14 protein-coding genes and 1 pseudogene are annotated in these 24,058 nt (G+C 71.1%); 6 read left to right on the top strand and 9 right to left on the bottom strand.

Features of this window, described 5'->3' with window-relative positions:
* Positions 1-575: 575 nt before the first annotated feature.
* Positions 576-833: an SCO4848 family membrane protein gene (locus tag ACFYZF_RS28640; protein ID WP_387025969.1), complete on the bottom strand. Its 258-nt coding sequence runs from the start codon at positions 831-833 to the stop codon at positions 576-578.
* A gap of 354 nt (positions 834-1,187) precedes the next feature.
* On the opposite strand from ACFYZF_RS28640, the gene ACFYZF_RS28645 reads away from it, so the two are divergent.
* The 5 genes from ACFYZF_RS28645 (at position 1,188) to ACFYZF_RS28665 (ending at position 5,197) form a co-directional block, all read left to right on the top strand.
* A complete protein-coding gene (locus tag ACFYZF_RS28645) occupies positions 1,188-1,715 on the top strand; it encodes a DUF6244 family protein (RefSeq protein ID WP_387025971.1) in 528 nt (175 codons plus the stop codon).
* Between the two features lie 1,198 nt (positions 1,716-2,913).
* Positions 2,914-3,237: a MerR family transcriptional regulator gene (locus ACFYZF_RS28650; protein ID WP_387025973.1), complete on the top strand. Its 324-nt coding sequence runs from the start codon at positions 2,914-2,916 to the stop codon at positions 3,235-3,237.
* 132 nt (positions 3,238-3,369) lie between these two features.
* Positions 3,370-3,834: an ATP-binding protein gene (locus ACFYZF_RS28655; protein ID WP_387025975.1), complete on the top strand. Its 465-nt coding sequence runs from the start codon at positions 3,370-3,372 to the stop codon at positions 3,832-3,834.
* A complete protein-coding gene (locus ACFYZF_RS28660; RefSeq protein ID WP_387025977.1) occupies positions 3,831-4,178 on the top strand; it encodes an STAS domain-containing protein in 348 nt (115 codons plus the stop codon). Before ACFYZF_RS28655 ends, ACFYZF_RS28660 begins: the two co-directional genes overlap by 4 nt.
* 206 nt (positions 4,179-4,384) lie before the next feature.
* Positions 4,385-5,197: a methyltransferase domain-containing protein gene (locus ACFYZF_RS28665; RefSeq protein ID WP_387025979.1), complete on the top strand. Its 813-nt coding sequence runs from the start codon at positions 4,385-4,387 to the stop codon at positions 5,195-5,197.
* 99 nt (positions 5,198-5,296) lie between these two features.
* Here the strand turns inward: ACFYZF_RS28665 and ACFYZF_RS28670 are convergent, their stop codons facing one another.
* The 7 genes from ACFYZF_RS28670 to ACFYZF_RS28700 all read right to left on the bottom strand — a co-directional run bounded on the left by ACFYZF_RS28670 (position 5,297) and on the right by ACFYZF_RS28700 (position 23,491).
* Positions 5,297-7,162: a hypothetical protein gene (locus ACFYZF_RS28670; RefSeq protein WP_387025981.1), complete on the bottom strand. Its 1,866-nt coding sequence runs from the start codon at positions 7,160-7,162 to the stop codon at positions 5,297-5,299.
* Between the two features lie 11 nt (positions 7,163-7,173).
* On the bottom strand, positions 7,174-11,493 hold the full coding sequence (locus tag ACFYZF_RS28675; protein ID WP_387025983.1) for a DUF6603 domain-containing protein: 4,320 nt from the start codon (positions 11,491-11,493) through the stop codon (positions 7,174-7,176).
* Between the two features lie 10 nt (positions 11,494-11,503).
* A complete protein-coding gene (locus tag ACFYZF_RS28680; RefSeq protein WP_387025985.1) occupies positions 11,504-13,354 on the bottom strand; it encodes a ComEC/Rec2 family competence protein in 1,851 nt (616 codons plus the stop codon).
* A gap of 31 nt (positions 13,355-13,385) precedes the next feature.
* Positions 13,386-16,619 carry a LamG domain-containing protein gene (locus ACFYZF_RS28685; protein WP_387025987.1) on the bottom strand — a complete coding sequence of 1,078 codons (3,234 nt, stop codon included), beginning with the start codon at positions 16,617-16,619 and terminating at the stop codon, positions 13,386-13,388.
* Positions 16,616-20,494, bottom strand: coding sequence for a hypothetical protein (locus ACFYZF_RS28690; RefSeq protein WP_387025989.1), 3,879 nt, complete (start codon positions 20,492-20,494; stop codon positions 16,616-16,618). Before ACFYZF_RS28690 ends, ACFYZF_RS28685 begins: the two co-directional genes overlap by 4 nt.
* A 947-nt stretch (positions 20,495-21,441) precedes the next feature.
* On the bottom strand, positions 21,442-22,557 hold the full coding sequence (locus ACFYZF_RS28695) for a MerR family DNA-binding transcriptional regulator (RefSeq protein ID WP_387025991.1): 1,116 nt from the start codon (positions 22,555-22,557) through the stop codon (positions 21,442-21,444).
* A gap of 340 nt (positions 22,558-22,897) precedes the next feature.
* Positions 22,898-23,491: an RICIN domain-containing protein gene (locus ACFYZF_RS28700; protein WP_387025993.1), complete on the bottom strand. Its 594-nt coding sequence runs from the start codon at positions 23,489-23,491 to the stop codon at positions 22,898-22,900.
* Positions 23,492-23,607: 116 nt separating this feature from the next.
* On the opposite strand from ACFYZF_RS28700, the gene ACFYZF_RS28705 reads away from it, so the two are divergent.
* Complete coding sequence (locus ACFYZF_RS28705) at positions 23,608-23,730, top strand: hypothetical protein (protein WP_387026037.1); 123 nt, start codon at positions 23,608-23,610, stop codon at positions 23,728-23,730.
* On the opposite strand, the pseudogene ACFYZF_RS28710 reads toward ACFYZF_RS28705, so the two are convergent.
* A pseudogene (locus ACFYZF_RS28710) lies at positions 23,731-23,970 on the bottom strand (hypothetical protein); the annotation flags it as partial.
* Positions 23,971-24,058: the final 88 nt, after the last annotated feature.

Here is a 24,058-nt window from a genome sequence, read left to right on the forward strand (position 1 = left end):
GCCCGGGTATAAATCATATTGGCACTGGCTTATCAAGCACCCTGTTGAGTTCTCAAAGAACAACCACACACCATCCGACACCCCCACCAGGAGGGCCCCGTCCGGGGCTTTTCCGTACCCACACCCGCCGCTCTCGCGCCGGGCACTTTTACTACGTTACCTCACCGTCTCTGCCGTGTCAAACCGTGTATCCCGGTCTGTCGTGCTTCGTACGGGTATCGCACCGGATGTTCCCGCGCAGCAGCGAACCGCTGTTCGTGATCATCGGATTTGGCAGGCTGGCCATCGTGATCTCTCACGTCCGCCCAGTTCCCTGCCGATCTTCGACCTTACCCGGTCGGTTCCGCCGTTCCAAATCCGCCTCGCGGCGAATCGCTGGCCCCGTCCGGTCCGGCTCCGGGGACCATGATCCCTCAGCGCCGGCTTGTCCTCTCCTGCGCTCCGGCCTCCAGGTCTTTCGCCCTGTTTCGTCCGTTCCGCGCTGGCAGAGAGAAAGTTACGCGTCCGGAGTTTGATCGTCAAATCGCCGCGCAGCGGCCCGCGTCACACCATTTGCGATCAAGAATACGGGCAGTTCAGGGACGGTTGGACGGGCGGCGGGTCGCTCGCCAGGCCCGTACGCCCAAGACGCCCACAGTGGTGCCGATCGCCAGTGACGCCGCGATCAGCAGTGCGTGCACCCACAGGAAGCCGGTCGGTGCCCCCTCGCCCAGCGTTCCGCCCGCCCAGGACCGCGGGTCGTTCCAGATGGCAACGGCGAACCGGGGCCAGATCACCCAGGTCCAGACGCCGACCCCGACAAGGAAGAGGGCCCAGCCACGTGACAGCACCATGGCTGGCGAGTATGCCAGCGTGAGCGGCGATCGGCGGAAGCACCGGCGGTACCGGGATGCGCCGCGCCGCAGGTCAGCGCCCGGGTCCCGGCCCCCGCCCGCCGTCCGGCCGAACTGCTCCCATGCGCCGTGGAGGCCAGGATGGCCGCCGTGTCGGCGAGTCCGCCTCCACCTGGTCCGCCGCATCCTGGTTGCTCTGGGGTGTCCCCGCCTCCGGGCCGCGCAGCCGCCACGGATGGTCACAGATGCGGCAGCGGACACCCCGGGGGGCCTCCGGCGGATAGCGGGGGCGGCGGCTGATCGGTACGGTCGATGCACCGACCTCTTCGCCGCCTCGATCGAGAGAAGTCCGCCGTGTCGCACGTCGAAAAGATCACCGGTGAGCTGCGGGCACTGACCACCGGCGTCGAGCGTGCACAGGGGCTGGCCGCCGCCGCCCACAAGCAGGCGCAGGAGGTGGCCCTGCGTGCCGCCGCCGCCGGCTTCGCCGCCGTCGCGGCCGGCATGAGCCGGGTGCAGGCCGCGGTCTCGGAAACCCAGGGTGTCCTGAACGGGCTGGCCACGTCCCTGGGCGAGGCGACGAAGACCACGGCGGCGGTCCCCCACCGGGCCACCCCTGAGGAGACGATCACCGGGCTCACCCCCGTGCGGAACGCCGTCGACGGTGTCCGCGACACCACGACCAGGACCATCGGCCAGCTCGGCGAGACCCGGCAACTCGCCACCATGGTGCTCCAGGGCGGGCAACCCGGTCCGATTCTGTCGGCCCTGGAGAGCATCAGGCAGGTCCTGACACTGGTCGTCCAACGCACCGGCGTCACCCGCCAGTCCGTCGAGGCGGCCATCGCCGAGGCACGACAGCTCGGTTCCTCTGGGAACTGACCTGGGCCGGCGGCCCGGCACCGTCGGCTCCGCCCCTCCCCGCGCCCGGGGCCCCCGACCTCAGCCGCCACCGCTATCGGGCGCCTCACCCGGACACGCGGGGACGCCGCGCCCCGGTTGCCACGCTCCCAGTCCCTGACCCGGCCCTCTCCGCCGCTCAACCACCCAGCCGGCGATACCCGAAGTGGATGATCCGCACATCGGAATCCGCGAAGTCCGCCGGCCGCTGCTGCTGCACCGACGCCAGGCGAAGCCGGTACGGCGGCCGAACGCCGGCAGATTCCCGGGGCCTACGAGTCGCGGAGTCGTGATGAGGCCATAGCTCACCGGGGGCCTACTGCCACATGTCCTCGTACTTCGACTCGGCGAGCATCTCGTACGGGCCGTGCCGTGCAGATCGAGAATTGCCTTGGCCGACCAGAGGAGTCGTTGAGTTCCGGTCGATCGCCGATGGCACTGGCCGCGTCGACGGACCGGGCTCGCGGGGCGACCCGGCGGAGCGTGCGGGTGGGGGTACCCCCATTCTGCGCACTCTCCGTCACGAGATGCTGACCCGCCGTCCGTCGACCGCGCCGACCGCCCGCCTTCCCCGACGCCCCTGCCTGGCCCGCCGAGCCTGCCGACGGCCGGGCAGAAAACCTATGCCGAACCAACTAGATATTCTTGATGGCGCGGGTTACTCTTACTCCCGTCGAGAGCAGAGAGTCACCAAAGACGCAGACGGACCGCCCGGCCGTGGGGTCACGACGGGCAGCGAGGAACGGAGCGGTTTCATCGTTCCTCACGAACGGCGATAGAAGCAGGCCAGCCCTGACGTGATTGCGACGGGGCACCGCAGGTGGGGCCAGGCAGTCTCAGGGCTCCAGCTGATGTTCGCCGCACGTGTACGGGGCCAGAAGTCGCGTGGGCTCCGACACCGGCGGACCGCACGTCAGCAAGGGAAGAGGAACAGAGGAAAGGGAGGGCCGTACACCGTTGGATCGCCCGCCGCCGGCCGTCAACCCAGGCCGGGCGGACACCGCAGTTTCCATCGAAGAGAGGTGGTCTCCGGTCACGCTTATGCGATCCTCGCACCCAAAGCCCTCACTTGCGGCTGGTGCGGATACGACGAGCCGACGGTCATGTCGGCAGATGGTGTTCTGACCCGTAACCCTGGGCCCCGGCGCGTGAGCGCCGGGGCCCTCGACGTGGAGGTGGCATGGGGCAAGACCCCGATGACATGTTCGGCGACGAGGACTACCCCGCCTACACCATTGGTCGGGCCGCGGAAATGCTCGGCGCCTCACAGGACTTCCTGCGCCGATTGGACGAGGCGAAACTGATCGCCCCGCACCGCTCCGCAGGCGGGCACCGCCGATACTCCCGGTACCAGCTACGCCTGGCCGCCCGGGCCCGCGAGATGGTCGATCAGGGCACCGCCCTGGAGGCCGCCTGTCGGATCATCATCCTCGAAGACCAACTCGAGGAAGCCCTGCGGCAGAACGAGACGCGAAAGCACCGTGGGACGAGGCAACACGACTGACCGCCTCGCTCTCGCGTGAAGTCGTCGGCGGGCCGCGGGTGCCGCAAGACAGGGCCGGTGGCCAGCCACCGCCGTTCGAGCGGCCGGCCGTGCCCGAAAGCGGCTGGTCGGCGGCGCGTGTAGCGTCCGACCATGGGCAGCGGCGGGACGGACGACGCCGGTACGGGAAGGGACGCCTCTCGTATCGAAGGCGAAGTGACGTTGTTGTCGGAATCGGTGACCGCTGCAAGGGTGACCGGGTTGCGACACGCGGTGGCCGCGGCGGCTCACTCGGCAGGTCTGGTGGGCCACGGGTTGGAGGACTTCGTCTTGGCGGTACACGAGTTGGTCACCAACGCGGTGCGCCACGGCGGGGGCAGCGGTGAGGTGCGGCTGTCGCGGCACCACGACATGCTCACCTGCGAAGTCAGCGATCACGGGCCCGGCCTGGATGAGGTGGCCATCGCCCTACCTGCGCCGGGGGAGGTAGGCCACCGGGGCCTGTGGCTGGCCCAGCAGCTCACCGGGAAACTGACGATCGTCACCGCCGGCCAGGGAACCAGCGCCTCGGTGACGGCGCGGCTCCCCACCGGATCGACCGTGGGTGAGGAACGGTGACGACGCCCCCGGAGCAGACCTGGCACTGGCGCGTCGACGCCAGCACCCGCCGCCGGGTCCTGACGCTGTTCGGTGAGATCGACATGTCGGGAGCCGATCGACTCGACGGTCTGCTGCACGAGACGATCTCCCAGGCCAGGGCGGTCGAGGTGGACCTGGAGCGGGTGACCTTCATCGACTCCATCGTGCTCAGCACTCTGGTCGGCGCGCACCACCACGCGGCCGACAGGGGCGTGGACCTCATCCTGGTCAACGCCGCCGGACAGGTCCGCCGGGTCCTCGACATGACCGGCATCATGCAGCTCCTCGGCAGTCCCGCCGGACCGTCGCCGGCCGCGACCTGACCGCGTAACTCGCCGCAGCCGGAGCGCATGCCGTCCGGTCAGGGGTGGGGCCGGCCCAGCCGGGCAAGGGCGGCTGTTTCGGGCGAGCCGCATGTTGCCGGGGATATGTACCGCGGAGCGTGGCTCGTCCGCGGCCGGTCCGACAGCAGCAACCCGAGCCGAGGGCGTCTTCCACCTGTCAGGAAATTGCTACTAAAGTGTGGGACATGGCCTCCGCCGTCTACACCCACGGACACCACGAGTCGGTGCTGCGCTCACACCGCTGGCGCACCGCCGCCAACTCGGCCGGCCATCTCCTGCCGGTCCTGCGGCCCGGGCTGACCGTGCTGGATGTCGGCTGCGGGCCGGGCACCATCACCGCCGACCTGGCGGCCCTGGTGGCCGCCCCGGACGGGACCGGGCGGGTCACCGCCGTCGAGATCACTACCGGGGCGCTGGAGCTGGCCCGGGCCGAGATCGGGGCCCGGCGGCAGGGAAACGTCGACTTCGCGGTCGGCGACGTGCACGCGCTCCCCTTCCCGAACGACTCCTTCGACATCGTGCACGCCCACCAGGTGCTGCAGCACGTCGGTGATCCGGTCCGGGCGCTGGGCGAGCTGCGCCGGGTCTGCCGGCCGGGCGGGCACATCGCGGTACGCGACAGCGACTACGGGGCGTTCACCTGGCATCCGCGCCGGCCCGAACTCGACGAGTGGCTGGCGCTCTACCAACGGCTGGCCCGGGCCAACGGTGGCGAGCCGGACGCCGGACGGCGGCTGCTCTCCTGGGCGCACGCCGCCGGGCTGACCGATGTCACGGCGACGTCGAGCACGTGGTGTTTCGCGACCCCGCAGGACCGGGCCTGGTGGGGGGACCTGTGGGCGGAGCGGGTGGTCGACTCGGCGCTGGCGCACCAGGCCCTCGCCGCGGGAGTCGCCCCGGAAGCGCTGGCGCGGATCGCGGCCGGCTGGCGGGCCTGGGCCGCCGAGCCGGACGGCTGGCTCTCGATCCTGCACGGCGAGCTGCTGGCCCGGCCCTGAGCGCCGCCCGGCGGGCGGAAGAACCGACGACCGCCGGGGCCGGCGCCCCGCCGTCTACCGCCACCGCCGTCAGCAGGCCACGCCGTGGAGCCGGGCCATTCAGGAGCGGCGGAACAGCACGCTCGGGACACCCTCGATCATCTCCTTGGCGAACCGGGCCGGGGTCACCGGGCTACCGATGTCACCGGCCAGCGCGGCCACGTCCACGACCTGCTCGACTGGCCGGGCGGTCCCGGCGCGGGTGATCCGACGCCACCGCACCGGGACGTCACGTCCCTTCTTCAGCTTGCCCGCGTCGTCGCGCAGCAGCTTGCGCCAGCCGGTCGGGGCGTGCGGGTCGTGGTCGACGCCGAAGTGCAGGGTCTCCGGTCGCAGGTGCAGGTGCAGCGTGCTGGCGTCCCCCACGAACAGGCAGAGCAGCACGTTCTCGCTCAACCGCCGGGCAGGCAACGCGGTCATCGGGGTCAGGCCGGTCAGGTCGCCGTTCTCCGGCACCGGCACGTCGTACCCGTCGATCAGCATGCCGGAGAAGCCGGAGACCAGTGCGGAGCGGATCAGAAAGCCGCTGACCATCGGATAGCGCTGAGCGCCCAGGTCGGCGAGGTGTTCCCGGTCGTAGGCGACATCCCCCTCGGTGACCCGGCCGAGGCTGAGCGCGCCGTCGAGCAGGCACCTGATCCACCAAGGGTCGAGGTGGAAGAAGCGCAACGACTCCGCCGGCAGCATCCGCTCATCGGGTACCAGATAGTTGAACGGTACGTCGGTGAGGCGGTTGAGGTCGGCGAGCCAGGCGCCGACGACCTCGGGCGGGGTCGGGTCGGCGGCGCCGATGGCGCGCAGCACGGGTACCGGGGTGACCTGCCCGTCGGCGTGGTGCGCCCGCCGCCGGGCCTGCCGCCAGTTCCCGTACGCGGTCGAGAACCGCTTGCTGCGCAGCGCGAGCAGCCGTCCGAGCTGCCACGCCGAGGCGTACGAAACGTCGATCATGCCGTTGTCCGGGTCGACCCGCAGCAGCGCGTCGGCGGCCCGGACCGGCAGCAGGTCGGTCGGGCCGGGGCCGGCGGAGCGCTGCGGGCTGAGCGGCCCGTGGTACCAGGAGACGGTGCGCTCGGCCTGGCGCAGGCGGTGCGGGAGCGGGACGAATCCCCGGGTGAGGTACGGATCGACGGAGGGCCGCCCACGGGCGGGCAGGCTCACCGTGGCCGGGGTGCGGTCCAGCGACTCGGCGATGCCGGCGAAGCCGGGGCCGTCCTGGACGCAGGCGAACCGCCAGCTCTTCAAGGAGATCAGGTGGACCACGTCACCGGTGCCGGGGTCGAACGCGCCGTCGCGGTAGCGGCCGGCCACCGATACGAGATGCGCGGTGCTGGTCCGTCCCGCCCTCGGCAACCGGGCGCTCAGCACCGCCGCCAACTCGGCACCGTCGGCACGGCCGGCCACCACCTTCTGCCGTACATGGGTGAGCAGGGACAGTTCGGCGGCGGTCGGGATCAGTTCCGCCAGCCGGTCGCGCGGCACGCCGAGCACCACCGCACGGTCGTCGTCGCGCTGCCCGACCATTGACGGTTCGTCGCCGAACCCGGGCAGCGCGGCGATCTCGGCCAGGGTGAGCACCCTCGTGTCGACCTGGTCGTCCTCGTCGAAAAGCAGCAGCGCCAGCCAGGGCAGATCGGAGGTGTCGTCGCCGCCGGTCTGTTCCCAGGGCAGCGTGCCCCGGCCCAGCAGCACGTGCGGCAGCACGTTCGCGTGGTCGCCCAGGCTGCCCTCCGGTGGGAAGACCGACACCACGTCCTCCGGGGCCAGGGCCCGGTGGTCGCCCGCGACGACGAACCGTCTGCTGACGGCCCGCACCCCTCTGGCCTTGCCACGGATGGTCAGGTCCTGCCGGACCGTCACGGTGTAGGTGCCGTCGCGCAGTTGCGGCGCGGGCCGGTGGGTGGAGACGAAGCGGGTCTCGTTGGTCATGCCGTTTCCCTTCACTGCCCGATCAGTTTGCCGACCAGCGGCACGACGAGGAACGCAGCGGCGGTACGGCCGCCGACCGTGATCTGCTCGTCGACGCCGAGGTCGGCCAGCAGGGTGTCGCGTTTGGTGCTGCCGAGTGCGCGGTCGACGGCGTCCCGGCCCTGTTCCGTGGCGGGACGGAAGACCTTCTCGTCCACCAGGTCGAAGGCCTGGTCGATCTGTTCCATGCTGTATCCGGCCTGGCTGTCCGGGATGCTCTGCGGCGGGTCCACGGCGGGTAGCACCGGGGCGATCGGCGTGATCGCGAAGCCGGCGAGGCTGTCCGCGATCAGCGGGTCGGGGTCGGCCCGGGTGGTGACCGACTCCCCCCACAGCGCGCGGGGAACCCGCTTGGACACGGGCTCGAAGGCGAACAGGTTCGTCACGTCGGTGCTGCCGTCCCGGGTGATGGTGACGGCGTGGGTCGAGCCGAACTGGGTCGCGGGTACGTCCATCGGCGCGATTCCGAAGGTGGCGGCCGGTACCGCGCCGTCGATCCGACCGGCCCCGACGTCGTACGTCTTGGCCGGCACCACGGAATCGGTGACCAGGGTGAACTTGCGCGGGCTGAGCACCCAGTCGACGTCTCCGTCCCCGGCGCGGACCAGCCCGTCCCGCACCGCGAGGGTGCAGATCGGCTGCTCGGCGGAGTCGGCGGGCAGGAACGCGGCCTGGAACGCCGGCCAGTCGATCGGTGCCGGGCGTTGGTTGGCGCCGGCGCCGAACGAGACCTCGAAGCTGATGACGGACAGGTGCACCCGGGCCCGGCCGGAGAATTCCGGCCCCCAGATGGAGAGGTCGGCGCCGACGTCGACGGAGAGGGTGTGGGTGCCGAAGAAGTGGTACGTGTACCGCACCCCGATGCCGACGTACAGGCTCGCCTCGTAGTGGTACGGCTGCCAGCCGATCAGGAAGTCGACCCCGGCGGTGAACCACGCGCTGAGGTTGCCGCTGTTCCAGGTGGCCGCCAGGTGCCCGCCGGCCATCAGCACCGACGGGGTGAGCGCGAAGTAGGCGTCCCCCTTGACCGACACCGCACTGTCGATCTGCCAGTTGAAGCCCAGCCGGGGCACCACCGGATAGTGGGCCGGTGGGACGAAGCCGGGGCGGTAGCCGCCGACGGTCACCACGAAGTCGCCGCCGTGCGTGCCGCTGAACCAGCTGTAGAAGGCGAAGCCGCCGCTGAGATGGCAGTCGCGGGAGAACAGGTAGGAGGCCGAGGTGAGCTGGGCGGCCACGCCGAGAAAGCCCTCGTCCGGGACGAAGCTGGCCTTGACCGCCATCTGGATCTCGGCGATCGGCGGCACGTCCGGCGCGGCCGGCACCTTCATGGTCGACAGGCCGAGGATGTCGATCTCGAAGCGCTGGCCGAACATGAGGGTGAGCAGCGCGAACGAGTCGATCTGCTTGAACGAGGTGAACCTGATCCCGACCGCGAGGAACTGGTCGCCCTCGGACGGGGTGAGGTACGGGCGCAGGGTGCTCAACTCGGTGATCGGGTCCGTAGCCGGCGCCGGGCCGGAGCTGTCCGACATCACCTTGCTGACCAGTGGGAACTGGGCGATCTGGTCGATCGCCGGGACGCGTAGCCGGCGGTTGTAGCCGAATCCGGCGGCGATTCCGGTGACCTGGAAGAAGGCCGGGCCGCCGATCGGGTAGTCCAGGAAGGCGTACACGAACAGCGAGGGATAGCCGCCGACGTAGGCGTACGCGCCGAGCGCGGAGACGGTCAGCTCTCGGATGGTCAGCAGGGCCGAGCCCTCGTACTCGTCGTACGGCTGGCCGTCGGCACCGGTGAGCGGGACGCGGAGCAGGCCGGCGCTGACCGCGAGCGGGCCGTTGCGGTAGTCCAGCCCGAGCCCGTGCAGGTCGAACTCGGGCGCGAAGTCGTTCAGCGGCGAGCCGACCGCCAATCCGTCCAGGGTGAAGGTCAGGCCGCCCAGGGAGATGCTCGCGTCGAGCAGGAACCAGAGCTTCTGGCGTTCGTACTGGAAACCCACCCGGTTGAGGTGCAGCGGCCCGAAGGTGCGCTGGAGGGTGAGCCACTGCGTGTTGCCGGCGGTCACCACGGGCTGGCCGCCGACCGGCGCGGGCGGGGCGGCCGGCGGGTTGCCGCCTGGCGCCGGTGACACCGGCAGGGCGAGTGGGTACGGGTCGCCGCCGAGGGTGAGCTTCGCGCCGAGGGTGATCCCGGCGGGCAGGGCCGACCCGTCGCCGGCGGTACCGGGCAGCCGGGTGATCCCTGCCGGTAGCAGGGCGTTGACCGCGGCCACGTCGGCAGCGGTGAACGCCGTGGCGGCGACGATGATCTGAAGGTCGTCCACTCCGGCCCGTTGGCCGTCGGGCAGTTCGCGGCCGACCAGCGGCAGTTGCGCGAGGTCGAGCGACGCGCCGAGGTCCAGGCCGAACAGCACCCTGCCCGGCCGCGCGGGGCTGCCCCCGGTCGCCGGGCGGGCCTGGTCCAGAAAGACGAACGCGTCCTTCAGCTCGATCTCCAGGCTGTCCGGTATCAGCGGGGCGAGGGCCGGACAGGCGTCGAGGACCGGCGCGAGCAGGGTGGCGATCTTCTGGGCGGTCCGTTTCGGCTGCGCGGTGTACGCGGCCAGCAGGGACAGCGCACCCTCAGTGCGGGCGAAGTCGACCTCGAAGTGCAGATCCCCGATCACCGCCGTGGCCCGGGACCGGATCTCCGACGGACCGCCGTCCCGGGCGGCCACGTCGATGACCAGGGTCAGGTCGAGGTTGCCGGTGTCGCTGACCGGGAACCGGGTGTGACAGGTGAAGGTGAAGTTGCCCCGGGTGTCGAAGCGGATCAGCAGCTCGTCGATCAGCAGGTCCCGCACGGCGGCGGGCAGGGTGAAGGCGTCGAATGTGGTGCCCAGATCGGCGTGCAGGTCCGACACCCGAAGCTGCTGCCCCGGCCCGGTGGTGCCGGTGAAGACCCAGACACCCCCGCTGTCCGGCCGGCTAGCCTCGATCAACAGTTGCGCGCCACCGAGCGTGAGGCCGGCCCTGATCGACCCGGTGTACCCGCTGGCGTCCTTGGCGATGGTGGCGCTGAGCTGCTGGAAGGCGACCGGCCCGAGGACGAACTCGTCGTCCTCCACGGTCAGCTCCAGCTCGTACGAGCCCTCCTGCGGGTACGCGGTGAGGCCGAGTTCGGTGACCACCACGTCCGGGAATCCTTCGGCGGTGCCGAAGAAGTGCTCGAACAGCCGCTTGAGCCCGATCGTCTCGCCGTCGCCGAGGTGCCCGCCGAACTGGAATCCGGGTAGCCGGGCGGTCAGGTCGAACCGGACCCCGGCCAGCACGAGGTGACCGGCGACCGCGATGTGCCGCAGGGCCCCGGCGTGCGGGTCGAAGCCGATCTGAACCCCGTCGATGCCGATCTCGCCGAGACCGACGGCGGCCAGGCCGGTGCGCACCGAGTCCTGCAGGCTCTGCCCGCCGATCAGCCCGGCGAGGTCGGCCAGGCTCGGCAGGACGCCGTCGGCCGGGACGATGTCGAGTTCCCACGGGCCGCCGGAGCCGAAGCCCAGGCTGACCGTGAACTCGCGGCCGATGAGCAGGGTGGCGTGCAGCGATGCGCCGAACCCGACCTGGGAGAAGCTGTTCGGGACGGCGGTGTGGGTGGCGACCAGGGTCACGCCGATGGACCGCAACACGAACCGGTTGGCGACCACCGGCCAGTCGACCGCGCTGTCCAGGGTCAGCACGAGCGAGGTCAGCGGGGCCTCGCCGAGCCGGGTGCGCAGTGCGAGGTCGTTGATCGTGAGGCCGGTGGCGAACGGGGTGCCCGATGGCAGGCCGGTGGTGCCGGCCGACCCGCTGACCAGGGTGAGCAGGTCGGCGAGATCCTGCGGCGGGTGGTCGCCGGCTCGGAGCGTACTGGCGAGCGCGCCGTCCGGGGTGAGCGAGCCGGTGACCGGCAGCGCCAGCGCGCCGACCCGCAGGGTGGCGTCGACGGTGACGCCGACCTGCGCCGGGCGGCCGGCGGCGGCCCGGGTGACGGTCAGCACGAACGGGCCGACCTGGAAGGCGTCTGCGGCGAAGGCGCTCACCGGCCAGGCGGTTCCGACCTGGCCGGTGACGGTCAGGCGCTGCGGCCAGGCCGTGTCCGCCAGGTCGAACCGTGGCCCGGTGAGCACGGCCCGCCCACCGGGCAGGCCGGCCAGGAAGCCGGCCAGTGTCGGATCACCCAACAGGTCCGGCGCGAGGGCCAGCTTGCCCTGGTCGACCTGGGATTCGAGCCGGGTCTTCAGCTCGGCCAGCGAAAGGCTGGTGATGTCCATCTGTAGCCCCTCAGTGGTGGGTGATGACTCGTTGGCCGGGCCCGCCCATCGCATTGCGGTCGTAGAAGGTGACCGTGAATCGGCCACCGCCTGGCGCCGCCGCGACCACCGCCGCGTTGGCGGCGGCACCGGCGGCGGCGGCGGGCCCGCCCGCGACGCCGGCCAGGGTCGCCGCCGCCTGGGTGGCGGTCTGGGCCAGGGCCGGTGCCATCGCCGCGGCGGCCAACGCCAGGTCACAGACGAGCCCGCCGGCCGCGGCGGCGACCGCGGCGGAGGCCGCGGCGGCGCCGGCACCGGTGGCCGCGGCGTAGACCGCCGGAAGGACCGCGGCCATGCCGCCGGCCAGCGTGGCGACGGCGGTACCGGCGGCCACGGCCGGGGCGGCGGCCCCCGCGGCGCCGAGACCACCGAGCACGCCGGTGATGACGGTGGTGACCAGGGCTGCGCGCGGGCCGGTGGCGACCAGCCGGTGTATCGCGTTGGGCACCAGCGGCGCAGGCACAGCGAGCCCGGTCGCGTTCGCCGTGGCGAGGATCGTTTCCGCCAACGTGACGGCCCACAGCCCTCGGGCATCCCGGTCGGCCTGCGCCTGGGAGACGTCGACCCGGAGGTTGCCCCGGACTGGCGGGACCGGTCTGCCTGCGGTGTGCGAGGTCGGCCCGCCGCGTGACTGCGGCGGCACCAGGAGCGTGCCCGGGACCTGGTAGCCGGTCAGGTAGCTCGGCACCGCCCGCCCGGGCGGCGCAGGTGCCGGCGGCGCCGGGGTGGCCCCGGCGTACCCCTCCAGGATGCCGACGGTCCGGTCGGCCGGGTGGGAGAACTGGTTCCTGGTGCCGCAGGAGATCATCACGACCTCCGGTCGCATCCGGTCCACGAAGGCGCGGCTGGTCGCGGTGTTGGCCCCGTGATGGCTGGCCTTGACGATGTGCACCCGCTGGGCAACCGAGTCCGCCGGGTTGAGGTACGCCGAGACGTTCTGCTCCTGCATCGACTCGATGTCCCCGCCGATGTAGTACCGGAAGTTGCCGAACCGCACCTCGAAGGCGAGGCTCTTCTCGTTCTTGGCCTGCTCGGGCGGGGTGAGCATGCCGCCGCTGCGGTAGGTGGCGGTCGCCGCGCCGTTGCGGACGAACCGGTTCGCCGCGAGGCAGGTGATGGTCGGTGGCGGCGCGGCCGGCGTGGGCGAGTTGAGCGGCTCGCCGGCCGCATCGGTCCAGAGGATCTCCCGGCCGACCAGCCAGTACGGGTGCCACCAGTTCGCGAGGGTGAACGGAGCGATCACGGCTCCGCCCGGCGCGACCAGGGCTGGTGGCGGCGCGATCGCCGCGTTCCCCCCCAACGGGACCGGCACGCCCCCGCCGAACATGACCGGTGGGGTCCGCACGCCGGGCACCGGCCCGGCGAACAACCACTGCGCCGCACGCTGCTTGTGCACCGGTGTCGTGTCGCTGGCCACGTTGCGGGTCACCCGGGTACGGCCCGCCTGCCTCGCGATCGCGTTGACATACAACAGGTAGGGATCCTCGTCGGCGTTGGCCGGCTCGCCCTGGTCGAAGATGAGCACGTTGTCGTAGAGCTGCGTGTTGCGCCGCGCCAGCAGCCCCCTGACACCGCCCATGTGGTCCGCGTCGTAGTGGGTCACCACCATCACGTCGAGATCATCGGTGCCGGCCGCGAACTCGGGCACGGCGGCGGTCAGGTAGGCGTCTATCCGCGTGGCGTGGCCGAGCCGGCCGCCGTCGATCAGCATGGTCCGGATCTGCGCGGCGTGCCCGCCGGCACCGTCGTTGCGGGCGACGATCAGGGTCGAGTCGCCCGATCCGACCAGATCGATGTGGTGGATCTCCAGGCTCCAGGTCATCGGTGCCACCCCCTCCGGTGTCCCACGCGGCTCACGACTTGCCGATCAGGTAGCGGGCGAGCACCTTGTAGACGCTGTTGGTGGCGAAGCCGCTCTGGCTGACCTGGGCCTGGATGTCGTTGCCGACGACGGCGACGCCGGCGTTGTAGATGCTCCGCGCGCCGGTCTTGCGGTACGGCTGGGCCAGCACCTCGACCTTCGGAGCCTCGGTCCACTCCCGGTACGCGACGTACTCGACCCGGGTCAGCAGCCGGTGGGTGTTCGAGTTGGTGTCGTGTATCAGCACGGTCAGCTCCAGCCACGACGTGCAGTGGTTGGTCAGGTTGTAGAGCTGGTGGGTGCGGCTCTCGCCGTCGTTCATCCGGCCGTTGAACAGCATCGTCATCAGGCCGACCGGTGCGCCGTCCGCGCTGATGTTCGTCGAGCCGTGCACGGTCAGCCGGGAACGCGGGTCGGCGTGCCCGAGCGCCATGTTGCCGTCCGGGTTCATGTGGATCGCGTCGACGATCCTGCCCTGGTTCTGGGTGCGCAGGCGCATGCCCAGAGACGTCCGGCCCGAGTCGTCCCGGGCCTGCACGAACGTCGTACCGTCGCGGCCGTCGCCCTCGAAGGCGTACAGGTAGAGGTGGCCCCGCCCGTAGTAGTCGCCGTCGACGTGCAGCTTGGCCTTCGGGTTCGGGGCGCCGACCCCGACGTTGCCGGCCGGTTGCAGGATCACGTGGTCGTCCGGGTCGTTGCTGGTCCCGACGATCAGCCGGGCGCTCTCGCCGACGCCGCCGGTCGCCGCGGCGTCCTGGTACTGAATGAAGCCGTAGTCGCTGCCCCGGTTGACCCGGCTGCGGAACACGATGCTGCTGGCGCCTCCGCCGTTGTCGTGGTCGATCAGCAACGAACCGCTGTTCGGGCCGTGCCCGGTGCCGGTCGCCTCCTGCACGTGCAGCGGGGCGGCCGGGCTGCTGGCGCCCACGCCGACATACGACCCGTTGGCCACCAGCGGGCCCTTGACCACCGGGCAGATGAACTGGCCGTCCTGGTAGCCGGGAACGTTCTCGTAGCGCAGGTAGAGGTTGGCCGGCCCGGAGGGCAGGGAGGAGCGGATCCGGGCCAGCGGGATCTCCACGATCTCCCGCAGGTCCAGGCTGGTCTTGCTGATCGGGGTCAGGACCAGCTCGGTCGCCTCGCCCTCGACCGAGGACCGTTCCACCTGCCAGCCCGCGCGTACCGCGGCGTTCGCCGGGATGTCGACGTCCTTCAGGTCGCTTCCGGTGCCCAGCGCCCACGGCCGGTCCAGGGTGGCCCGGGTGGTCGGCTCGTGGTCGAAGGCGATGCGCAACCGGGTCGGGCTCTGGCTGGTCTCGCGCGGGGCGAGCGGGATCGGCCCGTCGGCGGCGAGGTTGGCCACGTGCAGCACCAGCATCGACTCGGAGCGGCTGTCGTTGAGCACGGAGTTGCCACCGGTGAAGCCGGCGTGCAGCGGGATCTCCGGCTTGCCGAGCCGGTTGACGACCTTCAGGATGCGTCGGCGGTGGCCCTCCAACGCGGTGGTCTGGCCGGCGTACCGCAACTGTCGGTAGTGCAACTCCACCCGGGTGGCGCGGGTGCCCCCGGCCACGTCCGCGATCGCGTGTTCGAGGGTGAGGTGCCAGGTCCGGCCCTGCTCCAGGGTGCGGCCCTTGGTGCTGGCCAGGTAGAAGACCACGGTCTGGCTCTCGGAGACCGGCTTGCTGATCTGCCACCCGTCGGCGGCGACCCGGACCAGTTGGTGCGGCTTGGCCGGATCGAGGCAGGGCGCGGCCAGCGTGCCGGCCCGGAACCGCAGCGCGAGGTGGTGGTTGGTCGCGGTCGGCGCGGTGGTGATCGGATCCAGCAGGACCGGCTGGTCGGCGCTGTTGGTGATCTCCAGGAAGAGTTGGTGGCCGGCCGGGTCGCTGTCGATCGGCAGTACCGTCTCGTCGTCGCCGTCGAGCAGGTCGAAGACGAGCGGGTGGCTGCGCCGGACGGAGGTGACGGCGGCCTGGTCCACGGCCATGCCGCGCTGGATCGCCTCGGCGGGCAGCGCCGCCCGGAAGATCCGCAGGTGGGCCAGGCTGCCCTTGAACCGCTGGCCGGACGCCGCACCGTCGAGGTCGCCGGCGAGCAGCAGCGGGGCGTTGTTGACCACCGGGGCGCCACCGGTCGGTCCGGTCGAGGCGAGCACGCCGTTGATGTACGTGCTCGCGGTCGTACCGTCGTTGGTGATCGCGACGTGGTTCCACGCGTTCCAGGCGATGCTGCCCGGCGGGGTGTCCGGGGCGCCGGTGTTCCAGTTGCCGCCGGCATTGAACCGGTGGTGGATGTGACCGGCGCTGTTCAGCCAGATGTTGAAGTTGCGGCCGGGCTTGCCGACGATCCCCTGCCAGAGCCTGGGGGGCGGGCCGTCCGGCTTGAGCCAGATCGAGACGGTGTACGTGCCGAGCCGCAGCGCCTCGGCGTCGGGCATGGTCAGCATCTCATTCGTTCCGTCGAACCGCAGGGAACGCCCGAAGACCTCGTCGAGCACGGTCGAGGGGGTGCCGGTCGCGCGGGCGGCGAGGGTGGAGCCGGCGGCGTCCACCGCCGCGTTGTCGCGCAGTTCGTCCAGCGGCAGGTGCAGTACGAGTTTCGCCAGGTCGATCTGCATGAGCTGGCGGATCTGGTCCTCGGTCAGCGCCCGCCGGTAGATCCGCAGCGAACCGATCCGGCCCTGGAAGTAGGCGTCGGTCTTCCGGCCGCCGATCCACGCGCCGGTCAGGTTCACCTCGGCCGTCTTCCCGTACTGCCGGCTCTCGGTGAGCTTGCCGTCGACGTACAGGGAGATCCGCTGGTCCCGGCGGCTGTAGGTGACCGCCAGGTGGTACCAGCGGTTCGTCGTGAACGCGTACCCGAAGACCTGGTCCCCCGGCTCGCCTCCGGTCAGGTTCACCTTCAACCTGGTGCCGACGAACTCGATCAACAGGTTGCCGGTCGGCCAGTCGGCGCAGGCGAGCACCGTGCGGTTCCGGTCCAGCGCGTCGGCGCGGACCCACAGCTGGACGGTCACCGCGTCGGTACGACCCAACGGCGGGATCTCCACGTAGTCGGTGGTCCCGTTGAACAGGTAGCACCGGCCCAGGGTCGGATCATCCACCGGCTGCGACTTGCCCCGGGCCGTACCGTTGTTGCCGTTGCCGGAGCTGTCGACGACCGTGCGCTTGTCGTCCTGGGTGAGGGTCAGGTGCAGGGCCAGCCCGCGGTCCAGAGCGGTCATCGTGTCCTCGCATCGTCGCTGCGCGCCCGCGCTGGGCGGAGGGTGAGCCAGCCTTCCCGGATCTCCTGGGGGCCGGTGAACAGGGCATCGGCGCGCATCGCGGCGATGCCCGACTGGTACAGGTCGAAGATCAGCCCGATCCGGGCGGCGAGCCCCGCGAACGGTCCGTCCAGGTCCGGCGGCGTGGCCCGGTCCCCGTCCGGGGCGTCCACCACCGCGCCCGGTCGCTGGTCGGCCGGCACGATCCTGGCCCGGATCGGTTCGCCGTCCAGCGGCGTCAGCCAACCGGTCTCCGGCCGGACCAGGTAGGCCCAGACGTCCGCCGCCGGCGGCAGCGCCGCGCTGAGCCGGGCCAGGGTGACCGGGGCGGCCGGTGCCGCACCGGTCGCCGGGTCGATGCCGAGTACCTCGTCGGCCCAGTGCTCCAGGCCGGCGAGGTCACCGGGCAGGGTGCTGCTCTTGCGCTGCGCCGGCGCCAGCACGGTCGCACCGCCCGCGCCGGCCGGCACCAGCCACCGGGTCCGCGGGTCGAGCAGTTGGGTCCACAACGCCGCCGCGGTGGGGAAGTGCGCCAGGAAGGCGGTCCGGGTGATGGTGGCGTCGGCCTCGGTCTCGATCCACACCGGCCCGTTCGGCGCCGGCTCCGGCGCCAGCCAGGACCAGCGGTACCCCGGCTCCTCGCCGAGCGAGATCCGGACCTGGTCACGCGGGGTGATCAGCGGCGCGGTCAGGAAGGTGACCTCGATCGCGGCCAGGGCGGCGGTGAACTGGTCCGGCGGGATGTCGATCACCTTGGTGGGCAGTACGCCGCTGCTCGCATGCACCTTGCCCCGGGGATCGACCAGCAGGGTCAGGTCCTCGGGCGGGTCGTCGATCGCCTGCCCGACGAGGGCCGCCGGGCTGTCGTACGGCACGATCCGGGCGTGGTCGGACGGCTCGTCCAGCGCGGCGTAGAACGTGTTGTCGGCGTACCCGTCCCCGGTCTCCTTCCAGAAGCCCAGCAGGCCGTCGTCGAACTGGTCCCGGGCTCCGATTCGGACCGGGAACCGGACCCGGGTGAAACCCTGCGAGTCCCGGGTACCCCGGCGCAGATCCTGGTCGAAGGAGGGCCAGCTCTGGCTGACCGCCGGTAGCCCGCACAGCTCCAGGTTCACCCTCGCCCGGACCACCGCGACCGGGCGACCGAACAGCAGCCCGAGGCCCTGTTGCTGGGCGGCGTTCTCCGGCGTGACGGTGTCCAGCGCCGACTCGATCACGTCCAGGAACTTCGCCAGGAAGCCGGTCTGCCCGGTGTCCGACGCGCCCGGCGCCCGGGTGAGCTGGGCGGCGACCCGGCGCAGGTGCGGGTTCATTCCGGCGAAGGCCGGGTCGTGGACCTGGGCGGAGCTCACCGGGGCGGTCGCGCCCGGCGCCGGCTCCCAGCTCGCGGACTGGTCCACCTGCCCCAGGGCCGCGCCGCTCCGGTCGTAGAACATCAGGCTGTCGTCGAGATGGTTGGGCAGGATCCAGCCGCAGATCGGGGTACTGACCGCGTGCGCGCCGGCCTCGACGTGGTCGGCGTCGGCGGCCAGCCAGCGCAGGTTCAGCCGGGCCGGCTGGACCAGCCGGGGCGGCAGGCCGATCCAGGTGGTGTTGTCCGGCTCGGCCAGCGGCTCCGGCCGAACCAGCCGGTCCCAGGTGAGGTCGCGTACCTGCCCGAAGCTGTCCACCAGGCGCAGTCGGCTGATCTGTAGCGCGCCGGCCCGGATCGGGTTGAAGTCGTCCATCGGCATCGGCGCGCTGTGGTTGCCGCGCTGCACCGCCGCCCGTACCCGGCGGGTGAAGTCCGCGTCGTCGGCGAAGGCCAGCGGGTCGGCGACCGGTAGCTGCATGGTCTGCCGGTGGGCCAGCAGCGCCTCGTTGAACCCGCTCAGCGCCTGCGACAGCGCGGCGAAGTCGGGGCCGAGCCGCCGGTACGCGGCCACCACGTTGGCGACCGGGTCGTCCGGCCCGTCCGGGCGGTACCGCTGGGCGTACCAGGTGACCACCTGGTCGATGTCCTGGAGTAGGAAGTCGGCGGTCCGGTCCTCCTCGGCGATCTGCACCGTGGCGAAGAACTGCTCGTGATCGCGGTGCAGCACCAGGTCGACCAGGTACCGGCCGATGACCGTGCGCATCTGCTCGGCGGCGAACGAGGTGAGGATGCTGCTGCCGCTGTAGAACCGGGCGCCGACCGCGAGGTGCTGGCGGTCGTCGCGCAGGGCCAGCTCGACCGAGCCGCCGTCCAGGCGGTAGTTGGTGTTGACGTAGTCCGGGTCGTACGCGCCGTCGCGGTTGACCTGCTCGGCCCGGGGGAAGAACTCCACCTCCCAGTCCAGCAGCACCGGATGCCAGGGCTGCCGCCGCCAGAGCGCGAAGCCGACCGTCTCGCGCCCGGCGGACACCGCACCGGCGAGTTCCCGCCACACCGCGTCGACGGCCTGCCAGAGCGCCTCCGGTTCGGCGAAGTCCACCTCGGGCAGCAGGCGGGCGTCGAGCATGTCGTCCGGCCGCAACCGGTGGTCCTGGCCGTAGCGGGTGGAGGGGCGTACCGCGTCCCCGGCCAGCAGCAGCACCGGTTCGTTGGGCTGGTAGTAGCGCGGGCCGGCCACCTTGCGCAGCGTGTAGCCGGCCCGGTCCGTGCCGGTGGCCCGCTCGGCCAGGCTCCGGCGGATCTGTTCGGCGGCCCGGTGCCGCTGCTGGTCGAGCCGGGCGGCGGCGATCACCTGCTCGTCCAGCGTCGCGAGGTCCGACTCGATCAGCACCCGGACCGTGTCGGCGTCCGGGTAGTCGTCCACCTCGTCGTGCGGCGGGTAGCTGCACAGCAGGTACTTGTACCAGTCGGAGAAGATCTGACGGCGGGTCGAGTCGATCCGCTGCCGGGTCCGGTCGTACGCGTCCTGGAGGTGGTTCAGCTCGGCGAGTGCGGCGGAGATGTCCGGCGGCAGGTCGGCGAGATCCTGCTCGGCCGTGGCGTCGGCGGCGCCGGCCGCGAGCTGCGAGCTGACCGTCCAGCGGGACTCGCCGTCGACCGGCCGGAAGGTCCGTTCGTGGTACGCCTCGGCGAGCTTCGCGTTGGTGTCCAGCATCCGCTGCTGCGCCCCGGTCAGCTCCAGCACCGCGGCGAGCTGCCGCTCGACGGCGGCGGCCTGGTCCGGTCCGGCCGTGTCCGCGTCCGCCAGGTACGCGGCGAGCGCCTCGGCGCCGCTGTTGCCGACCGCCAGGGTCAGGCCGGGAGCCTCGGTGGCGTTGGCCGGGGCGAACCGCAACCGGGCGTGACAGGCGACCCGCTCGGGCGGGGTGTTGCCGAGCGCGGTGGCGGCGGCGTCGTCCAGCAGTTGCCCGACCCGCTCCGCCGCGTCCTGGAACGGCGTGCTCAGCAACCGTCCCGCGCGCCAGCTGGCGACCGTGGCCAGCGCCGTCCGGCCGTCCACCGGTGCCAGCCAGTCCCGGGCCAGCAGCTCCCGCCAGAGCGGATCGGGATCCGTGGATATTGCACGCAATTGGTCCCTGGTAACGGTGACCCGGGGGGTCCAGCCGTATTCCTCGGCCAGTCTCTCGAGCAGCGGGCCGGGCGCGACCGTAGCCGGCGAGGCCAGTTCGAGTTCGGTGGCGAGTTGGCGGACCAGTCGCCCGACGCAGTCGTTACCGGAAGCCCGGTACCAGCCGATCACGTCATACTGCAGATCCGGGCCGAGTGGTCCCGGTTCGGGGTCGTGAAAACCGAACACGCTGTGGCAGTTCGGATAGATGGCGGCAAAGGCGGGGTGCCCGTATCCGGCTGCGGTCAGCTTGTCGAGATATTCTGGCGCCCGCCCGGCGTCGCGGTCCGGATCGAGCCACTGGGCCAGCGGCATGGACCGCCCCAGGAACCGGAACGGATGGATTTCGGAATCGTCCAGATGGGCAGGCACAGGGAAGGCTATGGCGCCCGACAGTGCTCCCTCACCGGCTGGGTGCAGGTAGTCGCTCTCCACCACCCATCGCCGCTCGACCACGCTGTCTCCGCTGGCGGCAAGCCTGCTGCGAGTCACCAGCCAGCGGGTTGGCACGGCAGGGAAGGCAGTGCCGTCCGCCGTGTGTCCCCCCTTCGTCAAGGCGTCCGGCAGCGCCCAGTGCAGGTGCACACCGGCCTTGAGAATGAGGTTCTGGTCATGGAACGGCGTCGCGACAATCGATTCGCTCAGGTAGGCGACCTCGGGATTGACGTCGCGAGTTCCGTCGAAATACGGCAGTCTTGAGAAATCTGCCGCCCCCTCGGTGACCGCGAGATCTCCGGTGAGATGCAGTGCATCAAGGTGAATCGGGACAAGCAGTGCCGACCCCATACCACTCCATTCGGGTTGTGGGATGCGGGATGACGTGGGAATTCCGCACGGCGCGACCGAAAGGTAGGCGCTCGCGGCCCCCGAACCCTAGCGAGTGACGGCGTCGCACAGGAAGCCCCGCGTGCTGTCCAGGAACTGACGTACGCCTGATTTTCCGAAGTGTCGAACCAGCCCCGTCGATTGGTCCCGGGCCGGGAAAATCATCGGCGCTCGGTCGACCGAGCCGGGGTGTGCCGCGTTCCGGCAGGGTAGGCGCGGTCCTGGTCGATTCGGGGTCGATGGGCGGCGGTGGATCAGCCGTGTCTACCGACGGCGACCGCCGGCCCGTGTCGGCCGGCAGTCCGTGCCGGCCATCGATGAGTCGGAAACCTGACCCCGCCCGGAGCGCCCTGGTGCTCCGCATCGCCCGCGTTCACCCCGGCAACATACTGATCGCGGTAGGTCAGCTGCTTGATGGCGTCCTCGCGCACGGTGGTTCAGGCTACGAGCAGGCGAAGGCCGAGCTCTGCGGTGTCGAGGGCGACGAGGTCACGGTTGCGCTCGGTCCACCGACCTGAGGAAAGGTCCTTGCGGAGTGTGCTGACTGCCCGTTGCTCGGCCTGCGGTCCGACTCTGGTCCATACCGAAACCGCGCGGCGTACACGTTCGTCCAGGTATGCCTCAGGCCGGCGCCAGTGCGCCTCGAAGAAGCCGTCAGCGCAGTCCCAGGGGACGAGCACCGGCTCCGCGCGTCCTCCGATCGCGCGGGTCAGGTCGGCCAGGGACGGCCAGCCGACGAGAAGGTCCGCGAATTCAGGTAGGTAGTCGCGGGTGAGCCAGAACCGCTGACGCCAGCCGGTGTCCTCGGCGTCGTACGTGAACACCACCACGCGGCGGGCCACACGCCGCATCTCACGCAGCCCGGCGACCGGGTCCGGCCAGTGATGGACGGTGCTGACCGCCATCGCGGCGTCAAAAGACTGGTCCTCGAACGGCAGACTCTCCGCACCGGCGGCCACGCACGGCGCCGCGCCCACGGGACGCTGCGCCCGCATGACCGCCGACGGTTCCACCGCCGTGACCTCACGGTCGGGGGGCTCGTAGGAACCGGTGCCAGCCCCGACGTTCAGCACCGTTCGTGCGTCCCCCAGCGCATCCCAGATGCGCGCGGCGATCCGCGGCTCGGTGCGCCGCGTCGCCGGGTAAGCAGATCCGATTGCGTCGTACAACTGCGCGCCGAACACTCTCAGCTGCTCCTCGGGCGTCGTCCTGACCCCCATTGCTCGTGCCCCCAGCTCCCTGTCTATGGCCGTCACCATGGCAGCAGCGCGGTCGCGCTGGTCCATCAGCAGGCCACGCAGCCGGCACAGGTGCGCGACTGCGTCGGTGGCCGGATCGTCAACCAGATCCGCGATCTCCCGCAATCCGAAGCCGAGCCGCCGGTAGGCGAGCACCTCCCGAAGCCGCTCCACATCGCCGGCGGAGTAGGCCCGGTGCCCAGCCGCGGTCCGCGTGGACGGCTCCAGGAGGCCGATCTCGTCATAGTGATGCAGCGTGCGGACGCTGACGCCGGTCAGCTCCGCAACACGCCCCACGGTCAGGTGCTCCTCCACGCCACCGACTATGTGGCATGACGCCACGTGAGGGGCAAGCACTTCGCTGGTGGCATGATCGGGTTCTCGCTCATCGGCATGGACGGTCTGCATCTGCAGCCGTACCTACCTCTGCACTCCAAGCCGAACCCGACACCAGGTGCTCGCGCAGTTCAGCGATCGCCCTTGGCGTAGCCCATCAGGATGGCCAGCATGACTACGGCTGAAGCGGTCCCGGGGTGACGAGCACGGCGCCTGCGTGGACCGGTACGGGATCAGCTGGATGGTCAACATCAGCGGGCAGCAGGACTGACCCGGGCGCCCGCGCCGGCACCCGGGTCTGACCGGAAGCGGTGGTGCCTCAGACGGCGGTGAGATACCACCGCTCGTTGTACGGCGCGGTGGTGTTGCAGGGGAACTGCAGGATGGTCACGTTGTTGGCGGTGCTCGCCCCGTTGACGGTCAGACACTTGCCGCTGTTCACGTTGACGATGTGGTAATCGCCCATTCCGGTCACGTCCCGGAAGGTCCAGCGCCGGGACGGGTCGGTGTCGCAGGGGTATTGCACCGCCGAGGCGTCGGTGGCGGTGCTGCCGCCAGCGATGGTCAGGCACTTGCCGCTGTTGACGTTGACGATCTGGTAGACGCCGGTGCCGGTGACGTCGGACAGCAGCCACTGTCGGGACAGGTGCGAGTCGCAGTTGTACTGCACGGCCACCACGTTGTCGATGGTGCTGCCGCCGGCGATGGTCAGGCACTTGCTGCTGTGCGAGTTGACCACCTTGAACGGGCCGAGCGGCGCGCTGGCCAGCCGCGCCGCCCCGGCATCGGCTGCCGGAGCGGGCCGCACGACGGAGCCGGCCTCGCCGGGCGCAGCGGACGCGGGCCCGGCAGTGCCGAGGGTGCCGACGGCGAGGACGAGAGTTCCCAACACAGACCAGGCGGGACGGTTCATCGAGTTGCCTTTCTCATCGGGGGAACGTGCGGTTGCGTGACTCCGCTATTTGGATAGAGACACGATATTTTCATTAGAGTGAGGCTCCCGTCAATGGTCTGCCACGATGGCGTCCGATGAACGACAGGGCCAAGCGGCGGCATGCCAGCGAGCTGCGTCGGGAGAACGCCGGCGAGACCCGGCTGCGGATCGCCTGGCCGAGACCGGGAAGCAGCGCCGGGTCGGCAGCCGCGGCGTGAGTGACGAGCGAACCGGGCGGCATCGGCCAGCAGTGGGGTGAACCGCTGCACCCACCGGTAGACCGTGACGTGATCCACCTCGACACCGCGCTCGACCAGCGACTCCTCCACATCCCGGTACGAGAGGTTGAACCGCAGATACCAACGGACCGCCAGCACGATCACCTCAGGCGGGAACCGGAACCCGACGAACGCCGACGTCGGCGGGGAGCAGGACCGGGCACGGGACGACGACCACACCGGCCACGCAGCCCACGCCAGGCAATCTGAAATCGATCATGCTTTCGGCCGACGCAACAGAGACCCACCCCTTGTGCCGGCATCGATG

Origin of the sequence: Micromonospora sp. NPDC001898, from assembly GCF_042891255.1 — a bacterium.
In the GTDB taxonomy this organism is placed as follows: Bacteria; Actinomycetota; Actinomycetes; order Mycobacteriales; family Micromonosporaceae; genus Micromonospora.

Coding starts and splice junctions, on each gene's coding strand:
- ACFYZF_RS28675 (WP_387025983.1), bottom strand. CDS start 11,493: ATGGACATCACCAGCCTTTCGCTGGCCGAGCTGAAGACCCGGCTCGAA.
- ACFYZF_RS28655 (WP_387025975.1), top strand. CDS start 3,370: ATGGGCAGCGGCGGGACGGACGACGCCGGTACGGGAAGGGACGCCTCT.
- ACFYZF_RS28690 (WP_387025989.1), bottom strand. CDS start 20,494: ATGCCGCTGGCCCAGTGGCTCGATCCGGACCGCGACGCCGGGCGGGCG.
- ACFYZF_RS28705 (WP_387026037.1), top strand. CDS start 23,608: ATGAACGACAGGGCCAAGCGGCGGCATGCCAGCGAGCTGCGTCGGGAG.
- ACFYZF_RS28665 (WP_387025979.1), top strand. CDS start 4,385: ATGGCCTCCGCCGTCTACACCCACGGACACCACGAGTCGGTGCTGCGC.
- ACFYZF_RS28685 (WP_387025987.1), bottom strand. CDS start 16,619: ATGACCGCTCTGGACCGCGGGCTGGCCCTGCACCTGACCCTCACCCAG.
- ACFYZF_RS28670 (WP_387025981.1), bottom strand. CDS start 7,162: ATGACCAACGAGACCCGCTTCGTCTCCACCCACCGGCCCGCGCCGCAA.
- ACFYZF_RS28650 (WP_387025973.1), top strand. CDS start 2,914: ATGGGGCAAGACCCCGATGACATGTTCGGCGACGAGGACTACCCCGCC.
- ACFYZF_RS28700 (WP_387025993.1), bottom strand. CDS start 23,491: ATGAACCGTCCCGCCTGGTCTGTGTTGGGAACTCTCGTCCTCGCCGTC.
- ACFYZF_RS28640 (WP_387025969.1), bottom strand. CDS start 833: ATGGTGCTGTCACGTGGCTGGGCCCTCTTCCTTGTCGGGGTCGGCGTC.
- ACFYZF_RS28680 (WP_387025985.1), bottom strand. CDS start 13,354: ATGACCTGGAGCCTGGAGATCCACCACATCGATCTGGTCGGATCGGGC.